General features: G+C 71.4%; 11 protein-coding genes. 2 read left to right on the forward strand and 9 right to left on the reverse strand.

The window, feature by feature from the left end:
• The first annotated feature begins 7 nt into the window (after positions 1-7).
• A complete protein-coding gene (locus ABIE44_RS09460; RefSeq protein WP_209719016.1) occupies positions 8-658 on the forward strand; it encodes a GNAT family N-acetyltransferase in 651 nt (216 codons plus the stop codon).
• Here ABIE44_RS09460 and ABIE44_RS09465 read toward each other — a convergent pair.
• The 8 genes from ABIE44_RS09465 to ABIE44_RS09500 form a co-directional block, all read right to left on the reverse strand.
• Positions 648-1,820, reverse strand: a complete 1,173-nt coding sequence (locus ABIE44_RS09465) for an N-acetylmuramoyl-L-alanine amidase (RefSeq protein ID WP_209719013.1) — start codon at positions 1,818-1,820, stop codon at positions 648-650. The two genes, ABIE44_RS09460 and ABIE44_RS09465, sit on opposite strands and share 11 nt — an antisense overlap.
• 120 nt (positions 1,821-1,940) lie before the next feature.
• Complete coding sequence (trxA, locus tag ABIE44_RS09470) at positions 1,941-2,267, reverse strand: thioredoxin (protein ID WP_354437966.1); 327 nt, start codon at positions 2,265-2,267, stop codon at positions 1,941-1,943.
• Between the two features lie 85 nt (positions 2,268-2,352).
• Positions 2,353-3,315 carry a thioredoxin-disulfide reductase gene (gene trxB / locus ABIE44_RS09475; RefSeq protein WP_209719010.1) on the reverse strand — a complete coding sequence of 321 codons (963 nt, stop codon included), beginning with the start codon at positions 3,313-3,315 and terminating at the stop codon, positions 2,353-2,355.
• Between the two features lie 110 nt (positions 3,316-3,425).
• Positions 3,426-4,253, reverse strand: a complete 828-nt coding sequence (locus ABIE44_RS09480) for a hypothetical protein (RefSeq protein WP_209719007.1) — start codon at positions 4,251-4,253, stop codon at positions 3,426-3,428.
• Positions 4,250-4,906: an RNA polymerase sigma factor SigM gene (gene sigM / locus ABIE44_RS09485; RefSeq protein ID WP_209719004.1), complete on the reverse strand. Its 657-nt coding sequence runs from the start codon at positions 4,904-4,906 to the stop codon at positions 4,250-4,252. The genes ABIE44_RS09480 and sigM overlap by 4 nt, the downstream gene beginning before the upstream one ends.
• Positions 4,903-6,954 carry a protein kinase family protein gene (locus ABIE44_RS09490; RefSeq protein ID WP_209719001.1) on the reverse strand — a complete coding sequence of 684 codons (2,052 nt, stop codon included), beginning with the start codon at positions 6,952-6,954 and terminating at the stop codon, positions 4,903-4,905. Before ABIE44_RS09490 ends, sigM begins: the two co-directional genes overlap by 4 nt.
• A 50-nt stretch (positions 6,955-7,004) precedes the next feature.
• Positions 7,005-8,678 (reverse strand): murein biosynthesis integral membrane protein MurJ, encoded by a 1,674-nt coding sequence (murJ, locus tag ABIE44_RS09495; protein ID WP_209718998.1) that lies wholly within the window; start codon positions 8,676-8,678, stop codon positions 7,005-7,007.
• A complete protein-coding gene (locus tag ABIE44_RS09500) occupies positions 8,675-10,807 on the reverse strand; it encodes a DUF6049 family protein (protein ID WP_209718995.1) in 2,133 nt (710 codons plus the stop codon). Before ABIE44_RS09500 ends, murJ begins: the two co-directional genes overlap by 4 nt.
• 88 nt (positions 10,808-10,895) lie before the next feature.
• Here ABIE44_RS09500 and ABIE44_RS09505 point away from each other — a divergent pair, with 88 nt between their 5' ends.
• Positions 10,896-12,347: a CCA tRNA nucleotidyltransferase gene (locus ABIE44_RS09505; RefSeq protein WP_502912729.1), complete on the forward strand. Its 1,452-nt coding sequence runs from the start codon at positions 10,896-10,898 to the stop codon at positions 12,345-12,347.
• Here the strand turns inward: ABIE44_RS09505 and ABIE44_RS09510 are convergent.
• Positions 12,344-18,682: a beta strand repeat-containing protein gene (locus ABIE44_RS09510; protein WP_209718992.1), complete on the reverse strand. Its 6,339-nt coding sequence runs from the start codon at positions 18,680-18,682 to the stop codon at positions 12,344-12,346. The genes ABIE44_RS09505 and ABIE44_RS09510 overlap by 4 nt on opposite strands.
• Between the last annotated feature and the right edge of the window lie 57 nt (positions 18,683-18,739).

Below are 18,739 nucleotides of genomic sequence, written 5' to 3' on the forward strand. Positions count from 1 at the left end.
TGGGAAGGTGTCCCGCAAGGTCGAACGCCTGACCCTCGACAACCTGGCGCAGCTGCCCGGAGGTTGCTCCGCGTGCGTGGCCTGGGAGTTCGCCCCGGTACGCCGACGCCAGATCCGGGGTCACGAGGTCGAGGAGAAGGCTGCGTGGGTCTCGACGATGCTGCGCGACTGGGGGTCGGTCGGCCGGGTGGTCGTGGTCGACGGGACGCCGGTCGGGCACCTGTCGTGGGCACCGGCCACGTTCCTACCGGGAGGGGACGCTTTCGCGACCGCCCCGGTGAGCTCGGACGCCGTCCTCCTGGGGTGCGGGTACGTCGATCCCGACTACCGCGGACGGGGCTACGGTCGCTTGCTGGTGCAGTCGATGGCCAAGGACGTGATCAAGCACGGCGGCATCGGGGCGGTGGAGACGTTCGGTGCGCTCCGTCCGAGCGCCGAGGTCTGCGTGCTGCCGGCGGAGTTCTTGCTGCGGGTCGGGTTCAGGACCCACCGCGCGCACCCGGAGTACCCGCGGATGCGGATGGACCTGCGGACCACGGTGACCTGGCGCGAGGAGTTCGAGACGGCCGCTGAGCGGCTCCTGGGCGTCGTACGGCCGGCGCTCAACCCGGCACCGGAACCGAACCCGCGAGTCAGCCCCCGGGAGGTCAGCGAGTGACGTCGGGAGCGGCGCCGCTCAACGCGGACCGGAGCTCGCTGAGCCGCAGGATCCCGGTGTGCGCGTCGGCCTCCGGGCTCAGGTAGAACCGCTGCACCGCGACGACGACCGCCTCGGCGAGGACGTCGCGGAACCCCGGGTCCGCCAGACGCCGGGCGTCGCCCGGGTTGGAGATGTAGCCGGCGTCTAGCTGCACGGCGGGCATCCGGGTACGCCGCAGGAACTCCCACGCCTTGGCGTGGCAGCGCAGGTCGACCAGGTCGGTACGAGCGACGATCTCGCGCTGCACCAGGCTCGCGAACCGCTCGCCCGTCGAGGACCAGGTGTTGTGCTCCTCGGAGCCGAAGAAGTAGGTGGCCACACCGCAGGCCTCGGGGTTGGTCGAGGCGTCGACGGCGATGGAGATACTCAGGTGCGCGTTCGCCCGGTTGGCGAAGGTGGCCCGCTCGGTCTCCTCCGCGTGGGTCCCCTCGGCCGGCGCGCGGTGGCGTCCCGAGCGCGAGGCGGTGAGGAAGGCCTGCACGCCGGTCGCGACCAGCCGTCCTTCGATCCGGGTCGCGAGGTCGTGCACGACCTCGGCCGCCCGCTCGGCGTACTCGGGGGGGAGGTGCTGCCCGGGGGAGGGGTCGATGACGACGATCTTGCCGCCGAGCTGGGGACCGGCGTCGCGGATCCGCTCCTGGGCGCGCATCGCGTTCGGGGCGCCGCCGCTGACGATCGGAGCGAGCTGAGCGAGCATCTTCAAGGTGTTCGGGCCGCACGTCCCGTCGGCCGCGACCCCGACGTTGCGCTGGAAGTCGCGGAGCCCGGCCTCGGTCTCCGGACCGAAGTAGCCGTCCACCCGGCCGACCTTGAAGCCGAGCTCGAGGAGCCGCCGCTGCAGCGCGAAGACGTCGTCGCCGGCCATCAGGTTGCCGGGCAGGTGGGTCAGGATCCGGTCACCGAGCTTCCAGCGGGCCTCGTCGAGGCGGCGGAAGGTGGCGACCCCGACCATGCCGTCCACGTGCAGACCGCGCTGCTGCTGGAAGGTACGGACGGCGATCTCGACCCGCTCGTCGTACGTCGAGGGCAGGTCCCCCTCGAGCAGGTCGAGGGCGGCCAGCAACCCGACGATCTGGGTCACGGCGGGACCGCTGTCGCCGTTGCGGAAGACCGTGCTCACTGCTGATCCCCCTCCTCGACGTCGCTGGGCGGTGAACTCTTACTCAAACAGCCGCGCGCCCGGAACACCAGCCTAGTGACAGGCCAAGGGGTCCGGGCGCGCGGGAGAGGTGCTGGGTGGTCAGCCGATGATGTCGGCCAGCTCGCGCAGGAGCGCGGCCTTCGGCTTCGCGCCGACGATCTGCTTCACGACCTCGCCGCCGACGTAGACGTTGAGGGTCGGGATGCCGGTGACGCGGTAGGTCGCCGGGGTGACCGGGTTCTCGTCGACGTTCATCTTCACCAGGGTCAGCTTGTCGCTGTGCTCCTTGGCGATCTCGTCGAGGATCGGGGCGACCTGGCGGCACGGGCCGCACCACTCCGCCCAGAAGTCGACGAGAACGGGCTTCTCGGCCTTCAGGACCTCGGTCTCGAAGTCGGCGTCGGTGACGGCCTTCAGGTCGGCCATGGTTGCTCCTCAGTTGTCGGTTGGTCTGCTACTGATCAAACAGGGCGGCGGGGACATTTCTTCCCCGAGTCTGCCCCAGGGGTTCTCAGACGGTCGCGGCGACCTTCGCGGCGAGGTGCTCCAGGTCGGCCAGGAAGCGCTCGGCGTCCAGCGCCGCGGCGCACCCGCTGCCGGCCGCGGTGATCGCCTGGCGGTAGGTGTGGTCCACCAGGTCGCCGCAGGCGAAGACGCCCGGCAGGTTGGTGTTGGTGGAGCGGCCCTGGACCAGGACGTAGCCCTCGTCGTCGAGGTCGACCTGGCCACCCAGGAGCTCGGAGCGCGGGTCGTGGCCGATCGCGATGAACAGCCCGGTGGCGTCGAGCTCGCGGGTCTCACCGGTGACGGTGTCCTTCAGGGTCAGGCCGGTGAGCTTCTCGTCACCGTGGATGGTCTCCACGGCCGAGTTCCAGGCGATGTCGATCTTCGGGTCGGCGAACGCCCGCTCGGCCATGATCTTGGAGGCACGGAGCTCGTCGCGGCGCACGATCAGGGTGACCTTGGAGCCGAAGCGCGAGAGGAACGTCGCCTCCTCGACGGCGGAGTCACCGCCGCCGACCACGGCGATGTGCTGCTCGCGGAAGAAGAAGCCGTCGCAGGTCGCGCACCAGGAGACGCCGTGGCCCGAGAGCCGGTCCTCGTCGGGGTTGCCGAGCTTCTTGTAGCCCGACCCCATCGCGAGGATGACGGCCTTCGCGGTGAAGGTGCCCTCCTCGGTCTTCACGACCTTGACGTCGCCGGTGAGGTCGACCTCGATGACGTCGTCGGCGATCAGCTCGGCGCCGAAGCGCTCGGCCTGGGCCCGCATCTCGTCCATCAGTGCCGGACCCTGGATGCCGTCGCGGAACCCGGGGAAGTTCTCGACCTCGGTGGTGTTCATCAGGGCGCCGCCGGCGGTCACGGCACCCTCGAAGACCAGCGGCTCGAGGTTGGCGCGGGCGGCGTACACGGCCGCGGTGTAACCGGCCGGGCCGGAGCCGATGATGATGACGTTGCGGGTGCTGTCGGACATGGGTTGCCTGCTCCGTAGAAGGTCTGCTGGTGGGTCGCGAACCAGTCGCTCCCAGAACAGATCCTAAGCACCCGGCATTCCCGATCCCAGGGCGCGCCACCGGATGGACCTCAGGGATCGACGGTCGTGCTCGCGAGCCTCGTGGCGCCGTCGCAGGACCAGGCCTCCACGACCTGCCCGCCCTTCGTCTGCGGCCTCAGCACCAGCGTCGCCGGGGACTTGTCGAAAAGGATCCGGACGACGACCGACTCGTCGTCGACCTCAGGGCCGGCGCACGACGCGTTGGCGGCGACGTCGGCGAGCAGGCTCGTGATCCCGTCCTGGCGCTGCTTCTGCGTGGCGCGCGCGTCGTTCTTCGCGCCGTCCTTGCCCGCGCTGGTCGGCGGGGGGTCGGCATAGCCGTGGCTGAGGTCGTAGAGCCGGGTGGTCGTCCGGGCGTACGCCGCTGCCTGCTCGTCGAAGCCGGCGGCGGTGAACCGGGCAGGAGTGCTGGTGAATTGGTTCAGCTCCTGGGGCGCCGCGGGGTTGCCGCCCGATCCGGCGGCAGTCTCAGGTACGCCGTCGCTGGCGGCCCCCGGCGCCTCCTCCCTGCTCGCACCGGCGTCGGACGCGGTCGCTGACTTGGAGTCCGCGTCGCCGCCGTTGGTGGAGATCTGGCTCAGCCCGACCCCTATCCCGCCGACCAGCACGATCGCCGCGGCAGCGCCCAGCAGCCGAGGGGCGAGCGGCTTGCGCCGCAACGGTACGACGGTGTTGACCGCCTCCACCTCCTCGGCGACGCGGGCTGCGACCAGCCCGGCCAGGGTCGCGTCGAGACGCGCGGCGACGTCGGGCGGGAGCGGCTCGTCGGCGCGGGCGTCGGCGAGGAGACCACGGAGGGCGTCGTGCGCGGCGTCGTCGAAGTCGGGTTCCTGCTCGCCCGGTCCGAGCTCGCTCATCGTGCCCCCCCTTCGATCGTGGTCGTTCCCTGGTCTGACGCGGTCGTGCCGGTCGCGGTTCCGGTGACGCCCATCTCCTCCAGGATGCCCGCCAGCCGGTGACGTCCCCGGGCGCAGCGGCTCTTCACCGTGCCGGTCGGGCAGTCGAGCATCCGACTGACCTCCTCGACCGGGTACCCCTCCATGTCGACGAGAACCAGCGCGGCCCGCTGCTCGTCGGGGAGCCGGGCGAGCGCGGCGAGCACGGCGGTCCGTTGCTCGCTGCGCACGCTGGACTCGGCCGGGTCGTCGGCGGGTTCGCTGGTGCCGAGCACTGCTCCCCGGATGGCGTGGTCCTCGAGGTCGTCGGGCAGCGGCTGGGCGGCGCGGACCTTGTTGCGGCGCAGCCGGTCGAGCGAGGCGTTCACCACGATCCGGTGCAGCCAGGTCGTGACCTGGGCGTCACCGCGGAAGTCACCGGCGCGCTTGAACGCCGAGATCAGGGCTTCCTGCAGGGCGTCCGCGGCGTCCTCCGGATTGCCGGTGGTGCGCAGCGCGACGGCCCAGAGCCGGTCGCGGTGACGGGTGAACAGGACGCCGAACGCGTCCGGGTCGCCTGCGCTGTGCGCGGCGAGCAGTCCGGGATCATCGAGCTCGGTGAGGTCCGCGCTCACGACCGGACCAGGATCTCCGCGATCTGCCCCTTGAAGCCGCCGCCGACCGGGGGCAGCCGGGTCAGCCAGACCACCAGGTAGCGGGTGCGCACCGACTCCAACCGGACGGTGGCCGAGGACTCTGCTCCGGCGACGCGGCCGACGCGGGTCGTGTCGGCCAGCTCGGCGGGCGGGGCGTCAGCCCCTGCCGGGCTGGCGTAGAACTCGACGTCGGTCGGCTCCCCGACGAGGGTCACCTCGACCGAGGTCACCGCCCTGTCCGAGCCGAGGTCGACCACGATGCCGACCCCGCTCTTCAGGCCGCCGAGGCCGGCGCTGTTGTAGGTGCCGGTAGTCCAGCCCGTGGCCGGGTCGCCGTCGTACGCGCGCCTGACCTGACCCGGGTTTTCCGACGGCGGGTCGCCCTCGGGGTCGAAGTCACCGGCGTCCTCGATCTTCACGGGAGTGCCGGTGACGACGGGGGTCGCTGAGGGCGGAGCCACGGTGGCGGTCGGCGTACCGGTGCTGGTGGCGGGGGCGTCGTCACCGTCGTCCTTGCCGGCCACGAAGGCGACGTACGCCGCAGCAGCGACGGCGAGCACGAGGAGAACAGCCAGGAAGACCTTGAGGCCACGGCGCCGCCGTCGCGGCGGCTCGGCGTACGCCGGTCGGCTCGGCTCGTCGTCGAACGGCCACCCGGTGCTGGTCGTCGGCGCGGCCACGGCCGCAGCGGTGGCGGGGACCCGCCGCTCCTCCTCGGCGAACAGCGGTCGCGCGACCGGCTTCTCGAACGGCGGCGGAGGCGTCGCGGGGACCCACTCCTCGGGCTCGAAGTGCTCCAGACCGGAAGGGGTGAACGGTGCCGGGGCCGCCATCGTGGCGTCGGGATCTTCGGCGGCAGCAGCGGGACGGGCAGGCGGACGCGGGACGGCCGGGGCGGCCGGGGAGGAGGTCGGTGGGGCGACTGGCGCGGCGGCTGGCGGGGCGACTGGTGGGGCGACTGGTGGGGCCTCGGGCACGGGAGCAGCGAGCGGTGCTGCGGGGCGTGCGGCCGGCCGGGACGGCACGACGGCGGAAGGCTCAGGCCGCGGCTCGGTTCCCGTTTCGGTTTCCGGCTCGGTCTCCGCCTTGGTTTCCGGCTCGGCCTGCGGCGTTTCGGACACCGGCTCCACCGCGAGTGCGGCCTGCACGGGAGGAACGAGTGCCGTCTCCAGCGGGTCCAGCACCTCCGCCGACTCGGGGGACGTGGGCTCGTCGTGCATGCTCGGGACGTCGACCGGTGCCACCAGTGCGGGGTCGCCGACGAAGTCGCTCAGCGCGGCAGCGATCTCCAGGGCGGTCTCGATCGGCATAGCGTGGACCGACGCCTCCTTGTGCAGCACCCGGTCGCAGATCGCGTCGAGCGTGCGCGGCACGCCGGCGCGGACCTGCCGTGGTCGCAGCGGTCGCCTTCCCTCCCGGGGCGCGGCCGGCAACGCCGACGGTGCGACCCCGGGCCACTTCCCGGTGAGCGCGGCGTAGAGGATGCCGGCCAGGTCGACCACGTCGGCGTCGCGCGGGCTGAGCTCGCCGTACGGAGAGGTCGTCGCGGGAGCGCGTTCGAAGGCGGCGTTCACCACGAAACCGATCAGCTTGACCGAGCCGGACTCGGTGACCAGCACGGCCTCGGGGTTCAGGCGCCCGTGGCACAGGCCCTGTCGGTGGGCGGCGACGATCGCCTCGGCGACCTCGCGGGTGAGCCAGGCGGCGCGCAGGGCGGGCAGGGTCCCGCGGGCGAGCATCACGTCGAGCGAGACCCCGTCGCCCCACTCGTTGATCACCCAGGTGAGGCCGTCGACGTCCGCGCAGTCCAGCACGCGCAGGAAGTGCGGGTCGCTGACCGCCGCCGACGCGCGGGCGGCGGTGAGCACCCGAGGCGCGCGCGGGTCGTCGCTCGGGAGCACGTGCACCGCGACGCTGCGTGCCAGCACCGTGTCGGTCGCGCGCCAGAACCGGGCCCCGTCGTGCTCGGAGAGCAGCACCTCCATGCGGTAGCGGCCGTCGAGCATCGTGCCCGGGCTCATCGACATCGGCTGCTCGCTCCTTCTCGGCTTCGGTGCTCGGCCCCATCGTAGGGTCGTCAGCGTCCCGAGCGGCCCAACCGCGACGTGAGGAGCCCGACGACTTCGGTGACCTCGGTCAGCCGGAACAGCCGGGCGAAGAAGAGGTAGGCCAGCCCGCCGACCGCGCCGACCCAGGCGAGCCGGAGGATCACCTCGACCTTGCCGGTGCCGTCGAGGAGCAGCTGGACGAGCTCGCGGGCGCCGAGCGCCGTCGCGGCGGCGAGGCCGACCACGATGATGATCCGGACGCTGAACCGGACCAGCTCGCCGCCGCCGAGACCGTGGGTCTGCACCGAGAGCTGCCGGAAGGAGAGCGCCGCGCCGACGGCGTACGCCAGGGTGTAGGCGATCACCAGCCGCGGCGCGGTCTCCTGCGGGTCGGCGCCGTGGGTGAGCAGGATGGCGGCGCCGATGTTGACGACCGCGATCACGCACTGGATGAAGAAGACCCGGCGGTTCTGCTCGAGGGCGTAGAAGCCGCGCAGCACCAGGTAGTGACTGGTGAAGAAGAAGGCACCGAGGACGAACAGCGAGAGCGTCGGCACCAGGTCGGTGTAGGACTTGTTCGCCGAGCCCCACTTGAAGACCAGGTTGGCGACGTCGGTGGCGACGATCGGCAGCATCGCGAGCACCGGGAGCACCAGCGCATACGTCGAGCGCATCGTCGAGCTGACCGCGAGCGCCAGACCGGTCATCCGCTGATTCGAGGCGTAACCCGCCAGCCGCGGCAGGACGGCGGTGGCGAGCGAGACGGTGATGATCGCGTGCGGGACCATCACGAGCAGGAACGCGTTCGAGTAGATCGTGTAGCCGGTGCCGCCGTCGGCCGAACCGCTCGAGGCGATCCGGACCACCACCGTGTACGCGACCTGGTTGACCACGACGAACAGCACGGTCCACGAGGCCAGCCGGAAGGTGTGACCGAGGCCGGAGTTGCGGAAGTCGAAGCGTGGCCGGAAGGTGAAGCCCGAGCGCTTGAGGTACGGCACCAGGATCAGGAACTGGGCTGCGATGCCGAGCGTCGACCCGATGCCGAGGAGCGCCTCGGCCCTGCCGGAGAACGCACCGTCGAGCTCCTCCCCGCGCGCCGGCCCGATCACGACCAGGTAGCTGACCAGCACGACCACCGAGATGATGTTGTTCGCGATGGGCGCCCACATCATCGGGCCGAAGCTGCGCCGCGCGTTGAGCACCTGTCCGACGAGGACGAACATCCCGTAGAAGAACACCTGCGGCATGCAGTAGCGCGCGAAGGTCACCAGGGAGTCGAGCTCGGCGGAGCTGGACTCCTCGAAGAAGGACGGGTCCACCAGCACCCGCATCACCAGCGGCGCTGCGACCACGAGCAGGACCGAGACGGCACCGAGGAACAGCACCGCCAGGGTGATCACCCGGTTGGTGTACGCCGCGCCGCCGTCGGGGTCGTTCTTGATGGCTCGCACCAGCTGGGGCACCAGCACGGCGTTGAACACGCCGCCGGCCAGCAGGATGTAGAGCATGTTCGGGATCGTGTTGGCGATGTTGAAGATGTCGGCGTGCAGCTGGGTCCCGATCGCCGCCGCCAGCAACGTCGCGCGGACGAAACCGCTCAGCCGGGACACGATGGTCCCGGCCGCCATCACCGCGCTCGATCCGAGGACCGTCGGCTCGGGTCTGTCCTCCGGATCCGGGCCGGGCGCGACGTGGCTCATGCACGCCGCCAGCGGTGCTCGCGCAGACCCTTGCGGATCCGGCGGGCGATCATCACGACGAGCAGCAGACCCCCGGCGCCGAGGACTCCCCAGATCAACATGCCCACCTGGCTGGTGCGCAGCCGGAAGCTGAGCGGGGTACCGAGCTCGGTGCCGTCCTCGGTGACCGGACTGAGCACCACCTCGGTGACGCCGATGTTGGAGGACTTCGCGTCCAGGCGGAGCACGGTCCGCTCACCGGGGGCCATCCGGACCGGCTTGGTCGAGTCGATCCTGACGTCCGGGTCCGAGGTCTGGGGTTCGACGCCGACCTCGATCGGCTGGTCGAGCCCGTTGACCAGGGTCACGGCCAGCGTTCCCGACCCGCCCGACAGGGTGACGAACTCGGTCCCGATCACCTCGACCTTCGCGAGCCGGTTGCGCATCCGCGTGTTGGTGGCGAGCACCTGCTGGCGGGCGAGCAGCTCCTCCTTGCGTGCGTGGTTCGAGACCGCGCTGAGGGCAGCGCCGGCGAGGTCGTGGGCGATCGTGTTCTCCGACTGCAGCAGGCTGGAGAGGACGGTCGTGGTCTGGGTCAGCGTGCGCGCGACCGTGATGTTGTCCAGCGGGACCTCGGCGCGGCGTACCGATCGCGGGTAGCCGAGGGTGGCGGTGAAGGTCGGCGTGGTCGAGTCGGTGGTCGGCGCGAGCGGCACCAGGTTCAGCCACGGCTGGTCGAAGGAGTTGAAGAAGTCGGCCAGCTCCCAGCCGGTGCCCGGGTCCCAGTCGTTCGGCAGCTGGACCACGAGCGGCGAGGTGGACCGCTCCGGGAGGCGCAGTGCGGCGTCAGCCAGGATCCGCTGCCGGTAGGCGAGGGCGTCCGTCGGCGAGGTCGGCCCCGGTCCGCCGTCGGCCACCTGGCTGTCGCTGAAGACCAGGTCCTGCTGCTCGGTGGTGCGCCACCGGGTCCGGGTGCGCGGCGCCGCGTGGTCCTCGACGAGGATCATCGACTCCTTCGGGACGGCCGCGAGCAGGTCGTCGTCGAACCAGCCGCCCGGCGGGGCGAGGGCCGGGACGGCCGGGATGTCGAGCGCGGTGAACGTCTGGGCGGCGAGCTTGTCGGCCAGCTTGAGGAGCGTCGGGCGACGGCGGGCCAGCGAGTTCGCGTCCGGGTCGGCGTACCCGAGGCCGAGGGTGGTGTGCGTCTGCGCGGCCGTGACGATGCGGCTGAGCCAGGTCTCGGCGTTGGCCCGGTCGATCGGCTCGAGCCGGTTCGAGGAGCGAGAGGTGGTCCCGCTGGGGGTTGAGGTGGGCTCGTCGTCGGGATCCTCGTCCTCGGCCTTGCCGAACGACAGCGGCTTGTTGTCGTCCTTGAGGTCGCTGACGGCGTCGACGACGGCCGGGTCGATCAGCAGGGTGGCCGGGTGCGTTCCGGCAGAGGCGATGAAGGAGGCCAGCCGACCCAGGCGACCCGTCGGGGCGAGCGAGCTCGACCAGCTGGTCGTGCCGAAGACGCGGCCGTCGGCGTCGCGGCGTACTCGTTCGCGCACCGGGACCACGACGGAGACCGAGGTCTGCTCGTTGCTGCGGACGAGCGGGATGAACGTGCGGGCCCGGCCGAGGGTCTCGCGCGCGCCGCCCTGGGCGTTCTGGCCGAGCGCGTGCACGCCGATCCAGTAGACGCCCTGCTCCCCGGTGATCGCGGTCCCGATCAGGCTCTTGACCTTGAGCGCGATCCGGAAGCCGGCCGTCTGGCCGGGGACCAGGTTGCCGATCGCGACGAACTCGTTCTGCTCCACCAGCCTGGTGCCGACCTCGGTCTCCGGGTCGGAGGCCGCCGCGGCGGCGAGCTGGTCGCGGGTGGTCATCGGGGAACGGCTGAGGAACGGGTGCACGTTGACCGCGTTCCAGGTGTCCTCGGAGTCGTTGGTGACCGTGCCGGCCAGGACCAGGGTGCCCTTGGTCCCGATGGCTGCCGGGCTGAGCCGGGCGAGGTGCACCGACAGCGCCGTGCTCCCGGTCGCGACCGGGTCGGCGGCGCGCGCCGGGGAGTCGGTGAGCAACGGTCCGACCAGGGCGGACAGCAGGGCGAGCAGCACCACCGCGAGAAGCCCGGGACGGCGTCCGGGCTGGCGTCGGGGCTGCTTCACACCCGCGATGCTAACGACTTCTGCCCCGTCCTTCGTCCGTCGCAACCGGTGCGGGCAACCGGGTCCGTCGCAGATAGAGTGACGTCCCATGTCCGCTGTGCCTCCTGACGGCCCTCTGCTGATGACGCAGGTCCAGGACCGTGCCGTCGCCGAGCTCCTCCGGATCGCACCGGTGATCGAGGAGCTCGGGGCCCGGTTCACGGCCGCCGGCGAGGAGATCGCCCTGGTCGGTGGGCCGGTCCGCGACGCGATGCTCGGCCGGCTCCAGAACGACCTGGACTTCACCACCTCGGCCCGCCCCGAGGTCACCGAGCGCCTGGTCCGCGGGTGGGCCGACGCCGTGTGGGACATCGGCCGCGACTTCGGCACGATCGGTTGCCGGTACGGCGACTGGCAGCTGGAGATCACCACCTACCGCTCCGAGGCCTACGACGCCTCGAGCCGCAAGCCGGAGGTGTCCTACGGCGACTCCCTGGCCGGGGACCTGGTGCGTCGCGACTTCACCGTGAACGCGATGGCGCTCCGCCTGCCCGGCCGCGAGCTCGAGGACCCGTACGGCGGCATCGTCGACCTCGCGCACCGGGTGCTGCGGACACCGGGTCGCCCTGAGGACTCCTTCAGCGACGACCCGTTGCGGATGATGCGTGCGGCCCGGTTCGCCTCCCAGCTCGGTTTCACGGTCGCGCCCGAGGTCAGGGCTGCGATGACGGACATGGCCGAGCGGATCACGATCATCTCCGCCGAGCGGGTGCGCGACGAGCTGGTGAAGCTGATCTGCTCGCCGACCCCGCGCACCGGTCTGCTTCTCCTGGTGGAGACCGGACTGGCGCAGCACGTGCTGCCCGAGCTGCCGGCGCTGATGCTCGAGCGCGACGAGCACCACCGGCACAAGGACGTCTACGAGCACACGCTCACGGTGCTCGAGCAGTCGATCGACCTGGAACACCGACTGCCCGGCGAAGGTCCGGACTTCATCTCACGCTTCGCCGCGCTGATGCACGACGTCGGCAAGCCACGGACCCGCAAGCTCGTCGGCGACGGCACCGTCACGTTCCACCACCACGACGTGGTCGGCGCGAAGATCACCCGGAAGCGGATGCAGGCGCTGAAGTTCTCGAACGACGAGATCAACGACGTCAGCACGCTGGTCGAGCTGCACCTGCGGTTCCACGGGTACGGCGACGGTCAGTGGACCGACTCCGCCGTACGCCGCTACGTCCGGGACGCCGGTCCGCTGCTGGACCGGCTGCACGTGCTGACCCGCGCCGACTGCACCACGCGCAACCAGCGCAAGGCCGAGCGGCTCAGCCGGACCTACGACGAGCTGGAGGAGCGGATCGCGCGGCTCTCGGAGGAGGAGGAGCTCGCCTCGATCCGACCCGACCTCGACGGCAACCAGATCATGGAGATCCTGGGCATCCCCGCCGGGCGCCAGGTCGGCGAGGCGTACAAGTTCCTGCTCGAGCTGCGGCTCGACAACGGACCGATGAGCTACGACGACGCCAAGGCCGCTCTGCTGGAGTGGGCCGCCGCCACCTAGGCCGGGTCGATCGTCAGGCTGACGTTCTTCGGGGTCGCCGCCAGCCCCGTGCTGGTCTGGGTGAACCGGAGCGTCACGGTGGCGGTGCCCTGGGACGTCGGGGTCCCGGTGATCTCGCCGGTGTCCTCGTCGATGTCCAGCCCGGCGGGTAGGCCGCTGGTCGCGGTCCACTTCCCTACCGGGTCGCCCTGGGCGTGCACGGTCTGGTCGTAACCCACCCCGACCTGACCGTTCGGCAACGTCGAGGTGGTGATCACCGGCGCGTCGGCCTCGTCGACGACCAGCGCGATCGTCTTGCCGGCGGCGGTCTGGCCGTTGACCGTGTAGCCGATCACGACGTTGGTGCTGCCGACCGTGGTCGGTGTGCCGGTGATCGCGCCCGTGCTCGCGTTCAACGAGAGGCCGTCGGGCAGCGGGGACGCCGTCCAGGTTCCGTTCTGGGTGCCGTCGAGGGTGAACGAGTACGCCTCGGTGCGGGTCGCGTGCGGGAGCGAGGCCGTGGTGATGACCGGCTTGACGGCGAGCGTGAGGGTCTTGGTCGCCGAGGTCTGGCCGTTGACCGTGTAGGTGATGGCGACATTCGTCGACCCGGCCGCCGTCGGGGTGCCGGACAGCTCCCCGGTGCTGGCGTCGATGCTGATCCCGGCCGGGCGCGGGGTGGCGGTCCAGGTCCCCCCGGTGCCTCCGGCCGCGGCCAGCGTCACCGAGTACGCCGTCCCGGTGGCGGCCGGGGCCAGCGAGGCCGTGGTGACCGTGGGCTTCACCGCCAGCGCGATCGTCTTGCCCGCCGAGGTCTGGCCGTTGACGGTGTAGGCGACCACCACGTTCGTCGTTCCCGCTGCGGTGGGGGTGCCGGACAGCTCCCCGGTGCTCGCGTTGATCGCGATGCCGGCCGGGCGCGGGGTGGCGGTCCAGGTACCGCCGGTGCCGCCGTTGGCGGTGAGGCTGTCGGAGTAGGCCGATCCGACGGTGCCGGTGTCGAGCGAGGTGCTCGTCACGACCGGCTTCACCGCGAGCACGAGGGTCTTCTGGGTGGCGGACAGTCCGGTGCTGGTCTGGGTGAAGTTGATGACGACGTTGGTCGAGCCGGCCGTGGTCGGCGTCCCGGTGATCGCGCCGGTGGACGTGTTGAGGTTCAGGCCGTCCGGCAGCGGGGTGGCCGACCAGGTGCCCGCGGGGTTGCCGGTCGCGGTCAGGGTGAAGGAGTACGCGGTCCCGACGGTCCCGGGGTCGAGCGTGCTCGTGGTGATGACCGGGGCGGGCGCCTCGTTGACGGTGATCGACACCGTCCGGGTCACCTGCGGTGCACCACCGTTGGCGGTCTGGGTGAACTTGAGGACCACGTCGTTCGAGGTGCCCACGGCGCTCGGGGTCCCCGTGATCGCGCCGCCGTTGCTGATGCTCAGACCGGCGGGGAGGTTGTCGGCCGCCCAGGTGCCGGCAGGGGTGCCGACGGCTGCGGCCTGGGTGTTGTAGGAGAGCGTCCGGGTCGCGTCGGGGAGGGCGGCGGTGGAGATCGCTGCGTTGACGACGAGGTTGAGTGTCTTGGTGTCGGCGGACAGTCCGGTGCTGGTCTGGGTGAATCCGACGACCACCGCGGTCGTGCCGGATGCGGTCGGGGTCCCGGTGATCGCACCGGTGCTCTGGTTGAGCGACAGGCCGGCGGGCAGCGGGCTCGCTGTCCAGGTGCCCGCCGGGTTCCCGGTGGCCGTCAACGTGACCGAGTAGCCGGAGGTGTTGACCGTGCCTGCGGGAAGAGCGTTGGTGCTGATCACGGGCTCGGCCGCCTCGACGACCTGCAGGCTGACGTTGCGGGTCACCTGCGGCGCGCCGCCGTTGGCGGTCTGGGTGAACTTCAGCGTGACCGTCTTGGTCTGCACGGTCGTCGGGGTGCCGGAGATGACGCCGGCGTTGCTGATGCTCAGGCCGTCGGGGAGGTTGTCGGCCGCCCAGGTGCCGGCCGGCGTACCGACGGCGGCGACCTGGGTGCTCGGGTAGGCGATCGTCCGGGTGCCGCTGGGCAGCGTGCTCGTCGAGATCGCCGCGTTCACCACCAGGCTCAGGTTCTTGGTGTGCGAGAGACCGCTGCTGGTCTGGGTGAACTTGAGCGCGACGGTGTAGGTGCCCGACGCGGTCGGCGTGCCCGAGAGGACACCGGTGCTTCCCGCGACACTGACGCCGTTGGGCAGCCCCGTTGCCGACCAGGTGCCGGCCGCGGGGCCGGTGGTGGTGACCGCCGGGGTGTTGCTCGTGTAGCTCTGGCCCACGTCGGCGGCGGTCAGGCTGGTCGTGGTGATGCTCGGTCCGGCGACCTCGAGGACCGTGATCGCGACGGTGCGCGTCACCTGCGGCGCACCGCCGTTGCCGGACTGGGTGAATTTGAGGGCGACGTTGTTGGTCGTGCCGACCGTGGTCGGCGTCCCGGTGATGAGACCGCCGGCGCTGATGCTCAAGCCGGCGGGGAGGTTGTCGGCCGCCCAGGTGCCCGCCGGCGTACCGACGGCTGCGGCCTGGGTGCTGTAGGAGAGCGTCCGGGTCGCGTCGGGCAGCGTGCTCGTCGTGATCGCCGCGTTGACGAGCAGGTTGAGGGTCTTGGGCGTCGCCGCGACTCCGGTGGACGTCTGGGTGAAGCCGATCTGCACCGCGGTGGTGCCGGACGCGGTCGGCGTGCCGGTGATGGCGCCGGTGCCGGCGTTCAGGGAGAGCCCGGCCGGGAGCGGTGACGCCGTCCAGGTGCCGGCGGGGTTCCCGGTGGCAGTCAGCGTGGTGGAGTAGCCGCTCACGTTGACCGAGCCCGAGGGCAGCGAGCCGGTGCTGATCACGGGGGCAGCTGCCTGGACGACCTGGAGGGTGAGGGTCTTGGAGGTCGCGGCCAGGCCGGTGCTGGTCTGGGTGAACCCGATGACGACGTCCACGCTCTGCACGGTGGTCGGGGTGCCGGAGATGACGCCGGTGCTCTCGTCCAGGTTCAGTCCGTCCGGGAGCGGTGACGCGGTCCAGGTGCCGGCGGGGTTGCCGGTGACGAGGAGCTTGAACGAGTACGCCGAGACCCGGGTGCCGTTGGGCAGGGACGTCGTGCTGATCACCGGCTTGGCGGCCTCGTTGACGACCAGGGCCAGCGTCTTGCCGGCCGCAGCGACACCGTTGCGGGTGAATCCGATGACGACGTTGGTCGACCCGACGGTCGTCGGTGTCCCGGTGATCGCACCCGTCGACGGGTTCAGGGTGAGGCCGTCCGGGAGCGGCGACGCGGTCCAGGTCCCCGCGCCGCCGGCAGCGACACCGAGCGTGACCGAGTACGGCGAGACGCGGGTGCCGGCCGGGAGCGAGCTCGTGCTGATGACCGGCCTGACCACGAGTGCGAGGGTCTTGGTCGTCGCGGCGACGTTGTTGCGGGTGAACCCGATGACGACGTTGGTCGTCCCGGCGTCGGTCGGAGCGCCGGTGATGGCACCGGTGGTCTCGTTCAGGGTCAGGCCCGCCGGCAGCGGGCTCGCCGTCCAGGTCCCCGTCCCGGTGGCACCCAGCGTGACCGAGTACGACGCGCCCACGGCTCCCTCGGACAGCGAGGTCGTGGTGATGACCGGCTTCACGTCGAGCGGCAGGTTCTTGGTGCTGGCCGCGACGCCGTCGCTGGTGAACCCGATGACGACGTTGTTCTTGCCGGCCTCGGTCGGCGTACCGGAGATGACGCCTGTGCTGGCGTCCAGGTTCAGCCCGTCGGGCAGGGGTGCTGCGGTCCAGGTGCCCGCCCCGCCGGTGGCGGCCAGCGTCACCGAGTACGCGACGCCGTCGGAGGCACCGGGCAGCGAGGTCGTGGTGATGATCGGCTTCACGGCCAGCGCGAGCGTCTTCGTCGCGGAGTCGACGCCGCCCCGGTTCAGGCCGATGACGACGTTGGTGGTGCCGGCCGCGGTCGGTGTACCGGAGATGACACCGGTGCCCGCGTTCAGGGACAGCCCGGCCGGGAGCGGCGCGGCAGTCCAGGTGCCGTTGCTGCCGCCGTTGGCGGCCAGGGTGACCGAGTACGCCGCCCCGACGGTGGCGTCGGGCAGGGTGCCGGTGCCGATCACGGCCCTGATCACCAGCGGCAGCGTCTTGGTCGCCGAGGTCAGACCGCTGCTCGTCTTCTTGAAGGCGATCGCGACGTTGGTGGTGCCGGCGGTGGTCGGCGTACCGGAGATGACGCCGGTGTCCTTGTTGAGCGCGAGCCCGGCCGGGAGCGGCGCGGCGGTCCAGGTGCCGGTCTGGTTGTTGTCCAGCGCCTTGAGGTCGAGCGAGTAGTTGGCGCCCGCGCTCCCCGGCAGCAGGCTGGTCTGCTCGATGCCCGGCAGCACCGTCAGGGTGATCGTCTTGACCGCGGCGTCTACGTTCGTGCTCGATTGCTTGAAGCCGATCTGGACGCTGGTCGCTCCCGAGGTCGTCGGGGTGCCGGAGATGACGCCCGTGCTGGTGTTCAGGGACAGGCCGGCCGGCAGGGTGCTCGTCGACCACGTGCCCGCGGGGTTGCCGGTGGCGGTCAGCGTCGTCGTGTACGCCGACCCGACGGTGGCGGTCGGCAGCGACGAGGTGGCGATGACCGGCGGGTCGGCCTGGAGGATCTTCAGCGCGAGGGCCTTGGTCCCGGTGACGCCCGTGCTCGCCTGGGTGAAGGTCAGCGTGACGGTGCCGTCGAAGAGGACGGTGGGCGTCCCGAGGATCTCACCGCTGCCTGCGTCGATCGAGAGCCCACTGGGGAGCCCGGTCGCGCCCCAGCTCCCGGCAGGGTTGCCCGTGACGCTCGGGGTGAACGAGTACTGCGTCAGCCGCTTGCCGCTGGGCAGCGACGTCGTGCTGATCACCGGGGGGTCGGCCTGGACGACCTGCAGGGGGACGGTCCTGCTGGCGGAGACGCCGGTGCTGGTCTGGGTGAAGGTGAGCACGACGTTGGTGGTGCCGACGGTCGTGGGGGTACCCGAGACGACGCCGGTGCCGGAGTCGACGGAGAGGCCGGGGGGCAGCGGGCTGGCCGCCCAGGTTCCTCCGGCGGTGCCGGTCACGGTTGCGGCCAGCGTCACCGAGTACGGCGAGAGACGCTTCGCGCTGGGCAGGGTGCTCGTGGTGACGACGGGCGCGGGCGCCTCGTCGACGTGCAGCTTCATGGTGTGCGGCACCGCGGCGACACCGGTGCTGGTCTGGGTGAAGTTGACGGTGACGTCGGTGTCGCCGATCGTCGTCGGCGAGCCGGTGATCTTGCCGGTCGAGGCCTCCAGCGAGAGCCCGTCGGGCAGCGGTGCCGCGGTCCAGGTGCCGGGCGGGTTGCCCTGCGCGGTGAGGGTCACGGAGTAGGGGCGGGTGCGGTTCCCGCTCGCGAGCGCGTTGGTGGTGATCACCGGCGCGGGCGCCTGGTTGACCGTGATGCCGACGGTCTTCGGGGGCGAGGTGTCCCCGTTGCTCGTGCGCGTGAACTGCACCTCGGTCGCGGTGAACTGGACGGTCGTCGGGGTGCCGGAGATGACGCCGGTGCTCGGGTTCAGCGAGAGTCCGGCCGGGAGCGGGCTCGCGGTCCAGGTGCCGGTGTACCCGTCGATGGTGGTGAGCCTCGCCGAGTAGGGGACGGTCCGGGTGGCCGTGGGGAGGGTCTGCGTCGCGACCACCGGGGTCGTCGACACGGTGACCGTCGGCGACACCGCGGCGGCGTTGTTCCCGGCGTTCGGGACCGAGATCCGGATCGGGGTCGTGGGCCCGACCGCGACGACCTTGTTGAAGGTGCCGTCGGCAGCGAGCGCCGTGGTGGTGATGTTGGTCCAGGTGCCGTTGAAGTTCTTCTGCACCGCGACGAGGGTGTTCCGCACGAACGGCTTGACCGTGCCGGTCAGGGTCGTGCTCGACCCGGCCGGGATCAGCGTCGGGTTCGCGACCAGGGTGACGGTGGTCCTGTTCAGCGCCCGGACGCTGACCGTGCGCGAGGCAGCGGCCCGGAGCTTCTTCTTCCTGGGGGCGTACGCGCGGTAGGCGTAGGTGCCGGCCGAGCCGGGCTGGGTGAGCGTGACCTTGTAGGCGCCACCGCTGGTGGTCGTCCTCGTCGACTTGATGCCGACCCAGGTCGACCCGATCCGGCGCTGCAGCGTGATCGTGCTTCCCTTCGGAGACTTGCTGAGCCTGCCGGAGAACGTGACCGCGCCCTTGACCAGGGTCGTCGACGCGGACTGGCTGATGCTCACCGACCGCGAGATGGTCGCCTTCCTGGTCTTGGCGGACGCCGGGGCACCGAGGCCCGTCGCCAGGAAGCCGGTCGTCAGCAGCAGACCTGCGACGACCAGGGCGGTCAGGCGGAACGGGTGCGGGAGGTGCATCGGTGCCTCGAGAAGTGCGTGGGAGGAAGATCTTCAGGCTAGGTGAGAACGCCCGCA

The organism is Marmoricola sp. OAE513, assembly GCF_040546585.1.
In the GTDB taxonomy this organism is placed as follows: domain Bacteria; phylum Actinomycetota; class Actinomycetes; order Propionibacteriales; family Nocardioidaceae; genus Marmoricola.